The organism is Roseofilum halophilum BLCC-M91 (assembly GCF_030068445.1).
GTDB classification, from domain to species: Bacteria; Cyanobacteriota; Cyanobacteriia; order Cyanobacteriales; family Desertifilaceae; genus Roseofilum; species Roseofilum halophilum.
The window spans coordinates 1-12510 of record NZ_JAQPOK010000084.1 but is presented as its reverse complement, the minus strand read 5'-3'; the positions used below and the strand labels follow the sequence as shown (position 1 = coordinate 12510).

General features: G+C 47.2%; 14 protein-coding genes. 9 read left to right on the top strand and 5 right to left on the bottom strand.

Annotated features, from left to right (window positions below):
- Nucleotides 1-142: 142 nt before the first annotated feature.
- The gene (locus PJF56_RS10665; RefSeq protein WP_283762655.1) at nucleotides 143-811 is read right to left on the bottom strand and encodes a cytochrome b/b6 domain-containing protein; all 669 of its coding nucleotides are present in this window, start codon (nucleotides 809-811) and stop codon (nucleotides 143-145) included.
- Nucleotides 812-1114: 303 nt separating this feature from the next.
- On the opposite strand from PJF56_RS10665, the gene PJF56_RS10660 reads away from it, so the two are divergent.
- Genes PJF56_RS10660 through PJF56_RS10650 form a run of 3 tightly spaced genes read left to right on the top strand, consistent with a single transcriptional unit; the run spans nucleotide 1115 to nucleotide 2810 of the window.
- Nucleotides 1115-1555, top strand: a complete 441-nt coding sequence (locus PJF56_RS10660) for a MerR family DNA-binding protein (RefSeq protein WP_283762654.1) — start codon at nucleotides 1115-1117, stop codon at nucleotides 1553-1555.
- On the top strand, nucleotides 1548-1790 hold the full coding sequence (locus PJF56_RS10655; RefSeq protein WP_283762653.1) for a thioredoxin family protein: 243 nt from the start codon (nucleotides 1548-1550) through the stop codon (nucleotides 1788-1790). Before PJF56_RS10660 ends, PJF56_RS10655 begins: the two co-directional genes overlap by 8 nt.
- A 27-nt stretch (nucleotides 1791-1817) precedes the next feature.
- Entirely contained in the window at nucleotides 1818-2810 is a 993-nt protein-coding gene (locus PJF56_RS10650) for a permease (RefSeq protein WP_283762652.1), read from the top strand.
- Between the two features lie 80 nt (nucleotides 2811-2890).
- Here PJF56_RS10650 and PJF56_RS10645 read toward each other — a convergent pair whose 3' ends face one another.
- Nucleotides 2891-4222, bottom strand: a complete 1332-nt coding sequence (locus PJF56_RS10645) for a TIGR03279 family radical SAM protein (protein ID WP_283762651.1) — start codon at nucleotides 4220-4222, stop codon at nucleotides 2891-2893.
- Between the two features lie 3 nt (nucleotides 4223-4225).
- Nucleotides 4226-5179, bottom strand: a complete 954-nt coding sequence (locus tag PJF56_RS10640) for an undecaprenyl-diphosphate phosphatase (protein WP_283762650.1) — start codon at nucleotides 5177-5179, stop codon at nucleotides 4226-4228.
- Between the two features lie 186 nt (nucleotides 5180-5365).
- Here PJF56_RS10640 and PJF56_RS10635 point away from each other — a divergent pair, with 186 nt between their 5' ends.
- From PJF56_RS10635 to PJF56_RS10610, 6 genes are all read left to right on the top strand, one after another.
- The gene (locus PJF56_RS10635) at nucleotides 5366-6109 is read left to right on the top strand and encodes a DUF3120 domain-containing protein (RefSeq protein WP_283762649.1); all 744 of its coding nucleotides are present in this window, start codon (nucleotides 5366-5368) and stop codon (nucleotides 6107-6109) included.
- Between the two features lie 146 nt (nucleotides 6110-6255).
- Nucleotides 6256-6480: a hypothetical protein gene (locus PJF56_RS10630; RefSeq protein ID WP_283762648.1), complete on the top strand. Its 225-nt coding sequence runs from the start codon at nucleotides 6256-6258 to the stop codon at nucleotides 6478-6480.
- Nucleotides 6481-6591: 111 nt separating this feature from the next.
- The gene (trpE, locus tag PJF56_RS10625; RefSeq protein ID WP_283762647.1) at nucleotides 6592-8109 is read left to right on the top strand and encodes an anthranilate synthase component I; all 1518 of its coding nucleotides are present in this window, start codon (nucleotides 6592-6594) and stop codon (nucleotides 8107-8109) included.
- 253 nt (nucleotides 8110-8362) lie between these two features.
- Nucleotides 8363-8656, top strand: a complete 294-nt coding sequence (locus PJF56_RS10620) for a 2Fe-2S iron-sulfur cluster-binding protein (protein WP_283762646.1) — start codon at nucleotides 8363-8365, stop codon at nucleotides 8654-8656.
- A gap of 209 nt (nucleotides 8657-8865) precedes the next feature.
- Nucleotides 8866-9192: a 2Fe-2S iron-sulfur cluster-binding protein gene (locus PJF56_RS10615; RefSeq protein ID WP_283762645.1), complete on the top strand. Its 327-nt coding sequence runs from the start codon at nucleotides 8866-8868 to the stop codon at nucleotides 9190-9192.
- 166 nt (nucleotides 9193-9358) lie between these two features.
- Nucleotides 9359-11620: a calcium-binding protein gene (locus tag PJF56_RS10610; RefSeq protein ID WP_283762644.1), complete on the top strand. Its 2262-nt coding sequence runs from the start codon at nucleotides 9359-9361 to the stop codon at nucleotides 11618-11620.
- A 132-nt stretch (nucleotides 11621-11752) separates the two neighbouring features.
- On the opposite strand, the gene PJF56_RS10605 is transcribed toward PJF56_RS10610, so the two are convergent.
- Entirely contained in the window at nucleotides 11753-12052 is a 300-nt protein-coding gene (locus PJF56_RS10605) for a hypothetical protein (protein ID WP_283762643.1), read from the bottom strand.
- 21 nt (nucleotides 12053-12073) lie between these two features.
- A complete protein-coding gene (locus PJF56_RS10600) occupies nucleotides 12074-12316 on the bottom strand; it encodes a coiled-coil domain-containing protein (RefSeq protein WP_283762642.1) in 243 nt (80 codons plus the stop codon).
- Nucleotides 12317-12510 lie beyond the last annotated feature (194 nt).

Genomic DNA, 12510 nt, shown 5'->3' with positions numbered 1-12510 from the left:
ACAAATTCGGCGGTTCTAGAATAGCTCCGGGTGGGGGAATGGAGGAATGAGGGAATGGGGGAGTCGTAGAGTGTAGACAAAGCAGGCGATCGCACTTGAGTCTACCCATTTTGAATTTTGAATTTTGAATTTTGAATTGATATTATGAGGGTAGGACGGGGAGCAGAAACGCCAAAATAATCCCCCCCATGACCATGATTTCCACCCATTGGAAGAGCCGACTAGAGGAGATTTTTCTCAGACCTCTCAACCAAGATTTAGGAGTATCTCGATCGCGCCGGGAGAATTGCAACATCGATCGCAGTAAAGGCACTCCACCCACTTTAGCCGCTAGTAACAGATGTAGAGCTAAACTCAGGAATACAATCAGCCATGAAACTAAATGGGCTAAATACCAGGGGCGGTCAATTTCTCCAGCCGGAAGCCATTCTTCTTCCATCATTCTACCGGTGATGACGGCGAAAGTGGCGGCCACCAACATGAAGGTATTGGCTAAACGGTGCATAAAGATCCACCAAACCGGTTTACCCACCTGTTTTAAGGGGTTAAAAGATTGCTCTTGAATGAGGCGATGATAGCCAATGTGGAAACTATAGAAGGCGAAGAGGGGAAGTAAGAGCAGGAAGGTAACGGCGATCGTGCCGTGAATGTCTTGGATATCGGGTAGGTTGGGTAAGGGTAGGCTACCCCAACGCCCATCATAGGTGTTATAAACCCAAAAACCGGAAATCAGGGCCAAAATCACCAGTAGGGCACTGCCACCATGTAAGAGTCGCAGGAGAACAGGTTGGTAAGGAATAGACCGGGGCATAAGCAAAAAGGATTCACTCTATAGCTAGTCTAAATGAGTTGTGCAAGGGGAAATGCCCTCTCCCTATATCCCTCTCCCACTCCGAGAGGGACTTCTGCTCCCCTTCTCCTGCGGGAGAAGGGGCTGGGGGATGAGGGGCAGCCATTACATAACTCATTTAGGTTTGCTCTATTTCGCTTCAACTATAGCAAAATTGATTACGGTTGACTCCGTGCTAAGGATCAGGCTGGCTCAAGGTCTTGACTTTATACTCGACTATAGGGTTTAGAGTAGAGCTATTGAGCTGGTAACCAAGTGAGATCTATGTTTCAAGTCGGCGAAGTATCCCGCACTTTAGGCATTAATCCACAAACCCTTTATTTTTATGAACGGATCGGATTAATTCCTGCTCCTGAGCGCACCGCAGCAGGCTATCGCTTGTTTAGTCAGAGCGATATGGAACGACTGGCTTTTATTGTGCAAGTGAAAGGGTTGGGCCTAAGTTTAGATGAGATTAAGGATATTCTCGCGCTTAAGGATGGGCGATCGCTCACTTGTCAAGCGGTGCATGAGCGCCTATGTAAGAAACTTAACGAGATTGAACAGCAGATTCAACAGTTACAAGCTCTCCACGATCAGTTAACCCCATTGGTAAATTATTGTGCCCAAAATCTAGAAGTCACGGATCGAGAATGTGTGGTTTTAGATACGGTTAATTTTTCCCAATCGATGGATCAATTCAGGAAGGAGTCAGATCATGAGTAACATTCAAGTGGAAGTTTTGGGAACTGGCTGTAAGAAATGTCAGCAGTTAGAAACGAATGCAAAGCAGGCGATCGCCGATCTCAGTCTGGATGCAGAAGTTTTACACATTAAAGACGCGATCGAAATTGCCAAGCGGGGAGTCCTCTCCACTCCAGCCCTAATGGTAAACGGGAAACTCGTCGCCAAAGGTAAAGTCATGAGTGCAGACGAAATTAAACCCTTCTTGCAAAATTAGACCCAACAGTAGACAGAAAAATTACCCATGTTCGATCCCTTTTATCCCTTCGATTGGCTGGCCTGTCAAATCGTCAATCATCTGTTGGGAATTCCCCTCGACTCCCACCTAGGCGAGAGTTTGCGGTTTTTCCTCTATGATGTGCCCAAGATTCTCACCTTACTGACGATCATTAGCTTTCTGGTGGGTACAGTTCAGAGCTTTTTACAACCAGAGCATGTGCGCCATTGGTTAGCCGGAAAACGCCAGTTCAGTGGCAATATTTTAGCCGCCCTGGTGGGAATTATTACCCCCTTTTGTTCCTGTTCGGCAGTTCCCTTGTTTATCGGCTTTTTGACGGCGGGAATTCCGTTAGGAGTCACCTTTTCTTATCTCATTTCTGCCCCCATGGTGAATGAAGTGGCGGTGGTGTTGCTGTGGGGATTGTTTGGCTTTAAGGTCACCCTTATCTATATTGGCTTTGGGGTAGTATTGGCGATCGCGGCTGGATATATCATGGGCCAACTCAAATTAGAGCGATGGGTGGAATCCTTCGTTTGGCAACTGCCAAAGTCCGAGCAATCTGTCCCCCCAGAGGATAGCTCCGACTCCTCTCTGACTTGGAAGGAGCGATTTAATCAGGGATGGTCTCAGTCGAGTCAAATTATCAGCTCCGTTTGGATTTATGTAGTAATTGGCATTGCCATTGGTGCAGGCATTCATGGCTATGCCCCCACCTCATTCATTAGCGAATTTGCCGGTGCAAATAATCCTTTAGCTGTACCGGTTGCCGTGGTTCTCGGTGTGCCTCTATATGCCAATATTGCCGGGGTGATGCCCATTAGTGAAGCCTTGGTTAATAAAGGTATCCCCTTGGGTACAGTGTTAGCCTTCACCATGGCAGTCACGGCTTTATCTTTGCCAGAAATCGTGATTTTGCGGAAGGTATTGCGCCCTCAATTGTTAGCGGTTTTTATCACCTTAATGACTGTGGGCATTATCAGCGTGGGTTACTTGTTTAATCAGGTGTTAACCGTTTAGATTGATGGCTATATAGCCTTTCTCAAATAGATGAGTATTGACAATCCTGTAGGGGCGAACGGCCGTTCGCCCCTACATACCTATAGAACGGAAAGCGCTATATTTAGCAAAGCCTCAATATTTTCGACTAGAAAAATCGGCACACCTAATTTTTCTTCCACCTCTTCCACCGTGCGATCGTCTAAAAAACAAGTTTCGCCATGCTTTAACATCACCGTGGGCAATAAAATGCCATCGCCTAAATCTTTGCCAGATAATTTATGCAGCAAATCTTCCCCCGTCAATAAGCCAGTAACGGTCATTTCTTGTCCCCAATAGTCGCTATTGAGCGCTTGTAACTGAATTGTCAAGCCTGATATCTGATTTAATTGGTTGACGAGGGGGGTAAATGCTTTTTCTACGGTGTTTCCCACCACCCAAGATAAAGTTTTCGGGGGAGACACTTGAGAAACGTTTCTTTCTTTTATTTTCTCTGCAAATTCGCGAATAAATAACCGAATTGAACCTACTCCATTGCCAATTTGGGGATAATCTTGATAATGGGATTCGGCCGGTAAATCGACTCCGGCGATTAAAAACCACTCATCGGCTAACCAAACTACGGTTGCGCCTTTTTGGTGTTGAAACTTTTCCTGTAATCTTTGCACTTGGGCAATCACTTCTTGCGCCTTTTCTACAGTTACCGGAATCAGTTCATCTTCTGTGGGACGAAACCGGGTTAAGCCCACAGGAACCACGGCTATTGAGGCAACAGTGGGAACTTCTCCTTGATGAAATTGGGCTAAGTCTAAAAGGGTTTGCTCTAAATGCGCTCTATCATTAATTCCGGGACAAACGACGACTTGGGCATGAATTTGTAAGCGCCGTTCTTGGAACCATTCCAGTTGCTTCAAGATGTCACCAGCGCGGGGATTTTTTAATAGGCGGTTTCTAATGTCGGGTTCGGTGGCATGAACGGAAACATAGAGGGGAGAGAGGCGCATGGCTTCAATGCGGCTCCATTCCTTTGCTGATAAGTTGGTTAGGGTTAAATAACTGCCGTAGAGAAAACTGAGGCGATAATCATCATCTTTGAGATAGAGGCTTTTTCGCTTTCCGGGGGGCTGTTGATCGATGAAGCAGAAGGGACAGCGATTATTGCACTGAATTAAGCCGTCAAAAAGGGCGGTTTCAAATTCGAGTCCTAAATCTTCGTCGTAGTCTTTTTCGATTTCGATTTGATGGGTTTTGCCTTTAATGTCGAGGACTTCGAGATCGAGGATTTCATCGGCACATAAAAATTGATAGTCAATTAAGTCTCGCGGTGCTGTACCGTTAATGGAGACGATCGCATCACCGGCTTCAAAACCAATCTCGGCGGCGATGGAGTCGGGTAGAACTTGGGAGATTTTGGCGGGGCGGATGGTACTCATGGGTTAGCGGTTGGGAATCAGTTGGGTGCTGATGGCGATTAAGATAAGGATGCCGAAAATGAGACGATACCAGATAAAGAGCCAGGTGCTACGGGTTTGGAGAAAGCGGATCAGCCAGGCAATGGCGACATAGGAGAAGAAGGCGGAGGAGATTAAGCCGACAATTAGGGGAAATAAGCCCACTCCGGCGAGTCCTTCGTCGATTAGTCCAGCGAGTTCGACTAATCCGGCGAGGGTGATGGCGGGAATGCCCAGGAGGAAGGAAAAGCGGGCGGCACTGGCGCGTTCTAATCCCATGAATAATCCGGCGGTAATGGTGGAGCCGGAGCGGGAAACGCCGGGGATGATGGCGAGGGCTTGGGCGCATCCCATGAGGATGCCGTCTTGCATTCCCAGGCGATCGAAGTCCCGTTTTCGGCTGCCCCATTGTTCGGCTAATCCGAGTAGAATGGCCATGACGATGGAGGCGATCGCAATGGAAGAGAGTTGACGAATGGGGGATTCGTCGAAGTTGGGTACAAGTATTTTAATGCCTAAACCGATAATGGCAATGGGTAGGGTTCCGATCGCTATCCCCAATACCATGCGGACGCTATTGGACTGATACTCTTTTTTTTGCAGGGCTTCAAGGGTTCCTAGAGTCAGTTGGCTCAGATCGCTCCAAAAGTACCAGAGAACTGCGCCAATACTGCCAAGTTGAATAATGGCAGAGAAGGCAACCCCTGGATCTCCCCATCCCAGCGCCACGGGAACTACTTTCAGATGAGCGGTGCTGCTGATGGGGATAAATTCGGTCATTCCTTGTACCAGCCCTAAAATGAAGGCTTGAAAGATATTAATCTGCCCCGAAACCGCGTTTGTAGTCGGTTCTTGTGCTTGCACGAGGCTGGGTAAAAATAGGGCGGAAAGGAACATCAACCCCAGGAGGAGGGGGCGATCGCCGCTTTTGTTGATCATTTATTAACCATCGATGAAGAACTGTCCCATTATTGCTAAAAACAGAGGATTGTCGCCTGTGGGTTTCATTTCTCTGGCGATCGGTTATCATAGTTGTATCCCCCCTAGGGGGATATTAGATGTAATAGACAAGATTGAAAAATCTGATATCTTAAACAATGTAAAGTTAAGTAACGAAGCTTAATTGTGGTTCAACAAACCTTCCCCCCCTACTCTTCCTCAACATCCAAGTCAGCCCCAAATCCTATAAAGGAATGGTGGCAAGGGCTGGCACTCCCTCAACATTGGCAAATCTGGCTGGCATCTGGGGGGTTGGTGATTGTTCCTGTGTTCTTCCAAGCGCCCTTAGTGCGACTTTTTCCAGAATTAAGTTTTGTAATGACCCTATTCTGGATTGGCTTAAGTCTGCTGTTGATGAGACAGAGCTGGGGCAAGCTTTGGGGGGATCTCTGCTTAGGATTTAGTTGGAGTTGGTTAGCGGGTTCGATTTATTGGGGATGGCTCAGGTGGGAACCAGTCTATCATTTACCCATCGAGGCGATCGCCCTCCCCTTCGTGTTACTCGACCTCATTTTACGCTGTAGACGCTCTCAAAATCCTTGGGGATTAATCGGCCATTTCTTCTATCTCGGTTCCCTACTGGGGACAGCGATCACCGATATTTACTTCTACCTGGTTAACCTGATCCCCCACTGGCGACAATTGATGCTCGTCGAACCAGAATTTGTCCGTCCCGTCTTTCAAGAGGCGATCGCCCAAATCTATACCCCCTGGGGGGGATGTTGGGCGGGAGTGCTAGTCCTGCTCCTGCTGCTACTCGGTTTAATTCCCCTGCGATCGAAATCAATACCATGGTGGGCCTTTAGCGGTGCAGTCCTCAGTACCCTAGTTGTAGATGGACTCTTCTGGGTGGCTGCTGTGTGCGCCTAAGATCAATTCAAATGATACAGAGCTAACAAAGCGCTGTAATAGTGATAGAACTCACAATTAATTTCCCCCGTCATCACGTAACCCAGAGGAAAAACAAAGGACAATGACATTAAAGCTCCTTTAGAGTGTCATCTTACAACTGAGCCATGGAATTCTCCTTAAATCTCCTCCCCTGCGCCCTGAGCGATGTCATCGTTCAAGCCTATACCAAGCGCGAATTAACCCAAGCTGACCGATATGGACTGATGGCAGCGATTTTAGAGCAAAACCTGACGGAAGAAGAACAACACGCCATCGATCGCCTGATCCATTCCTATTATCGAGGACGCTTAAAACTGACGGATGAACTCTCAGTCATAGACGGAGAGTAGAAAATCCTGAATACCCATTACCCATTACCAGCGCAAAGCGCGATATGATTGAGATTCAGCATAAGCAGGATATCCTTGGATGGCCAATCCTGTTCCATCACCTCTCGATCCATGATTTACCCCGATTTTTCCGAATTTAAACAGCTTGCCCAACAAGGTAACTTTATTCCCGTGTGTCAAGAATGGGTAGCTGACTTAGAAACCCCGGTTTCGGCGTGGTACAAGGTTTGTGCCCGTCATCCCTACAACTTTTTGCTAGAGTCGGTTGAAGGCGGAGAAAAAATCGGTCGCTACAGTTTATTGGGGTGCGATCCCCTATGGATCTTAGAAGCAAGAGGAGATCGCACCACCCAAACCTTCCGAGATGGCAGTACAAAAGAATTTCAAGGCGATCCTTTCCAGCACTTAGCCGACTGTTTAGAACCCTATCATCCGGTAAAATTGCCCCAACTGCCTCCGGGAATCGGGGGATTATTCGGATTTTGGGGCTATGAGCTGATTCATTGGATTGAACCCACGGTTCCCGTCCATAAAGGGAAAAAGAAGGCTCTGCCCGATGGCATTTGGATGCAGGTGGATCATCTGTTGATTTTCGATCAGGTGAAGCGTAAGATTTGGGCGATCGCCTATGTAGATGTGCGCGATCCCAACATCAAACTCAAAAAAGCGTACAAGAAAGGGTGCGATCGGATCAAATCCCTCGTCAAGAAACTCAACAAACCCCTATCGCGCAAACATCTTTCCCTAGAATGGACACCCCCCAACCGCATTAACCCAGACTCCACCTTGTCCTATACCAGCAACATTACCCCAGAAGCCTTTTGTGCCAACGTCAAAGCCGCCCAAGACTATATTTTTGCTGGCGATATCTTTCAAGTGGTTCTCTCCCAGCGCCTGAGTACCCCCTATCGCGGTAAACCCTTTGACCTATACCGCTCCCTGAGACTGATTAACCCCTCGCCTTATATGGCCTACTTTAACTTTGGCTCCTGGCAACTGATTGGCTCTTCTCCAGAAGTGATGGTTAAAGCCGAAAAAGACCCCAGTGGCAAAACCCTAGCCACCGTCAGACCCATTGCCGGAACCCGTCCCCGTGGCGCAACCCCAGAGGAAGACGAAGCTTTAGCCACTGAACTTTTGCAAGACCCCAAAGAAATCGCCGAGCATGTGATGTTAGTGGATTTAGGGCGCAATGATTTGGGCAGAGTCTGTACCAGTGGCACAGTCAAAGTCGATGAGCTGATGGTGATTGAACGTTACTCCCACGTCATGCATATTGTCAGTAACGTGATTGGGGAACTGGGAAGCGACCATACAGCCTGGGATTTACTCAAAGCCTGTTTTCCGGCCGGAACCGTCAGTGGCGCACCCAAAATTCGCGCCATGGAGATTATTCACGAACTTGAAGGCGATCGGCGCGGCCCGTACTCTGGTGTATACGGATACTACGACTTTGAAGGACAGCTCAACAGCGCCATTACCATTAGAACCATGGTCGTAGAGGATCAAACCTTATCCGTTCAAGCCGGAGCCGGTCTCGTCGCCGACTCGGTGCCCCAGAACGAATACCAAGAAACGCTCAATAAAGCCAAAGGATTATTGCAGGCCATTCAATGCTTGAACCCCTAAGCCTTCCCGATAACCTGAATGGGAAAAACTGCAATCTTAGCTACTGACTGGAAGGGTGAAGTATAAGGAATTAGAAAATCAAATCACCAATCTGATTCAAATTGTTGATTAAATTTTGCTTGCAATTTGTCCAAAATCCCGTAATATCAAGAAGGAAGACAAGCAATCTTACAAACGGTTAAGCCAATACCCTGGCTATCGTTTGTATTAACCAAGCTTATACTCATTCAACTAATCTCTGAGGAGTAACACCATGGCTACATACAAAGTCACATTAGTCACCCCTGATGGCGAAAAAGTAATAGAATGCCCTGAAGATGAAATTATTCTAGACATTGCTGAAGAACAAGGCTTTGACCTGCCTTACTCCTGCCGTGCCGGTGCTTGTTCCACCTGTGCAGGTAAAATCGTTTCTGGTACTGTTGACCAAGAAGATCAATCCTTCCTCGATGACGATCAAATTGGAGAAGGCTGGGTTCTCACCTGTATTGCTAAACCTACATCGGATTGCAAAATTGAAACCCATAAGGAAGAAGAACTGGGCTAGTTCTTTGAGATCTAGAACCCTGTAGCATATAATCCTACATGGCTCTAGTGTTGGCAGCCTCAAGGAAGATTTTTATACCCAACGAACCATCTAGACTCCCCCAATCCCCCTTTCACCCAAAAGGGGATGGGGAATCGGGTTCGTCTGTCGTCATATTAGGGTATAAATTAGCAGATTATCATCCCTACCTTTAACGAGGAAAGAGCGAAATGGCAAAGAAAACCTATAACGTTCGACTGATTAACGAAGAAGAAGAACTCGACGAAATCATTGAAGTCCCCGAAGATGAATACATTTTAGTCGCAGCAGAGGATCAGGGGGTCGATCTGCCCTATTCCTGTCAAGCCGGAGCCTGTTCGACCTGTGCCGGTAAGCTCCTATTGCCAGAGAAAACTTATCCAGAAGATTTGGTAGATCAAACTGACCAGTCCTTTTTAACCGATGAGCAAATGGAAGCAGGTTATGTCCTCACCTGCGTTGCCTATGCTAAAGCCGACTGCACAATTATTACTAACCAAGAAGAAGAACTCTATTAAATTAATCCAATAAGCTGGGTGACCTCAAGGATCAGGCAAGGACAAGAGAGCTTTCACTCTCCCTTCACCCCCAATTAACCCTGAACTGAGCTAAGTTTGCTTTAATGGGATGAAGATCTTAATCTCTTAATTTCACTCTTAATTTCAGTTGTGAGGAGGCTCAACTATGCCAACGATTAACGGAACTCCCGGCCCAGATTTACTCAACGGAACCGACCAAGGGGATATTATTTATGGTTTTCAAGGTAATGATACCCTGAACGGATTGGGGTTTAATGATGTGATCCTGGGCAATCAGGATAACGATCTGATCGATGGCGGGCCGGGTAAGGATAGCCTATTTGGTGGCCAAGAAAGCGATACCATCTTTGGTCGCACAGGGGCTGATGAAATCTCAGGGGACTTTGGAGATGATTTTCTGGCCGGAGGAGAGGGGATTGATTTAGTCCTGGGAGGGCCAGGTAACGATCAGATCTCTGGAGGGACGTTTAATGACTTGCTCTTTGGAGGAACGGGTGTAGATGCCATTGATGGGAATGGAGGTAACGATCTCATTTATGGCGGTCAAGATGATGATTATCTGGTCGGTAGTGAAGGCAATGATAATCTGTTTGGAGATTTAGGGAACGATACCATCGAGGGTGGCAATGGTTTGGAAAGCATCCGAGGGGGCCAAGGGATTGATTTTCTCTTTGGAGGGAATGATAGCGATATTATTTTTGGAGATAATGATGATGATGTCGTTGTCGGTGAAGCCGGTATCGATAGTCTCCTGGGTGGTAATGGTGCAGACTTTATTGCTGGTGGTACGGAAAATGATACCCTGCTGGGCGATCCGGGTGATGATTCTCTGTTTGGGGGACAAAATGAGGATCAAATGGAAGGGGGAGATGGGAATGATTTTCTCTCTGGCGATCGCGGTAATGATACCCTACAAGGCAATGCCGGTAATGATGCCCTAGCAGGAGATGCCGATAACACCGTAGCGGGGAATGATTTCCTCTTTGGCGGTACGGGCGCGGATATTATGCTCGGTGGTGCGGGACGGGATACGTTTGCGATCGCCCCAGACTCCGGGGGTTTCCAGATCTCTGGTGCAGATATTGTCACCGACTTCTTCGTTGACCAGGATGTAAACAAAGAAGACAAAATCGGCTTAGGCGGCGGGTTGACCTTTAGTGACCTGTTTATTACTCAAGGAACGGGAGACAATGCCAATGATGTGGTCATTCGTCAGATTATTAACGCGGGTGGGGAAACCGGGCCCGTACTGGGTGATTATCTAATGGTCTTGCAAAATGTCAATGTTGCTCTGATTAACGAAACGGATTTTGTTGCCGTCGATCTGCCTAGCCCAACTCCTAGCCCCACCCCAACCCCCACTCCCACGCCAACGCCGACTCCTACCCCAACCCCCGGAACCCAACCCCCTACTCCTCCTCAATTAGTTGGGGGAGAACTCATCACTGTGAGTAATGACAGTGGCATTGATGCCACCCAACCGGGAACGGCGATCGGGCAAATCCAATCGTCAGATAATTCTGGAATTCAATCCTATGAAATTTCCCGCATTACTGGAGGCGCTTCCACCTCTAACTTTAGTATTGATAATAACGGGAATATTACCCTCAACAGCGCTCCGGGTGGCAATGGGCCCTTTGGGTTGGTGGTGCGCTCCACGAATACCGGGGGCAGAGTTTCCGATGAAGCAACGATTAATGTCTATACCACGGTGAGCGCAGCCAGTACAGATCAAATCCTGAGAAATAATCAGGATGATAGCTTCCCCACACCAGGTATATCCGGTCAAGATACGATTATTGTTTCTCCCGGTAAATATAACGAAACCAGCTTGAGCATTACCGAGGAGACCACCCTGCGCTTTACCACTCCAGATAATACGGGACGAGGAATTGCTCGACTGACTTCCGAGGCTGTTCCCACTCCAATTACGGGTAGTTTAGTGGCGGGTACGCCCCTCTCCGAGAACTTCCGAGGCAATAGCTCTAGTGATTTCTTCTTCGGAGGACAAGGCCCAGATACACTCAATGGGGTATCTGGACAAGATTACTATCTCTATACTTTTGTCGATGAAGGGGGAGATACGATCCAAGGCTTTGGTGATAGTAGTGTGATTTTGGTGAATGCCCAAACGTTTGGAGCCGGTCTAACGGCGGGACAATTGTCTGAAGGACAGTTGTTCTTGTCTAATTCTGCCTTCGATCCGGCTAATCCTCCGGCTGCCTACCGCAATGCCGAAAATGGTGCTAATTTCCGCTTTATTTACGATTCCCAAGGTCAGTTATTCTTTGATACTAATGGATCGGCTGCTGGCGGGATCTTGAATAATCAACCTCTAGCGGTTCTGAATGCTCCCGGTCGTCCCTCGGTTGGTAGTTTTAGCAATGGGAATATTTTTGTGTATTAATATCAAATCTGGTTAGACAGTTGTCATTGCGACCGCAGGGAAGCAATCACCAAGAGTAACGAAATTGGCTAGATTGCTTTCCTTTGCTTTCCATTCGCAATAACAAGTGATTATCCGGACTTGATATGACTCCTAAGAAATAATCAACCTAAAATAGAATAGAAACCACAAAATAACATAGGCAGTATTCACCAAAACCATCAGAATTTTACCGAACCAAGACTGGATAAACGACCAACAATAAATAGTTCCTGCAATCACTAGAAGTATTTCTATAGCAGACACCCAGACTCCATAATGAGCAGGATTCCAGTAGGAAAAGGGACTGATCAAGCGGTAATTGCTGAAGGGAAAGAAATGGCGGTTATATTCTGGGAAATTAGTCTTTCCCAAAGCGGTCAAGTTTAAGATGGCGTGACTGGGTGTATTCACGATCGGAAATTGGATTGACTCCTAACGGATGGAAAATTCTAAAGACCGCACCTTAGATTCTAAGGATCTGACCTGGGATTCTAGCTGGCGGACTTGTTGATGAAGCTGGCGCACTTCTTGAGATAACATTTGCACATCAGGAGAGCGGATATCTGGATTAACGGGTTCGGGTGGGTCTGACTGTCCGAAACTGGGAAAAGAGAGTAGGCCTAAAATAACAGTCATCACGACCAATAAACTGATTAAAAAGGAGGAGGGTTGCATGGGTAATGGGTAATGGGGGTTGGTGACCAGTTACAGCGCTTCGCGCGGTAATGGGTAATGGGTAATTGGTAATGGGAAAACCATTTTTCACGCTATAATCCCCATTTTTCAGGCTTTTCATGGGAAGGCACTCAACCCTTAAAATTTCGATTACTGTACCTCATAACATCGAAAAGCGCTGTATAGCAGTGAGC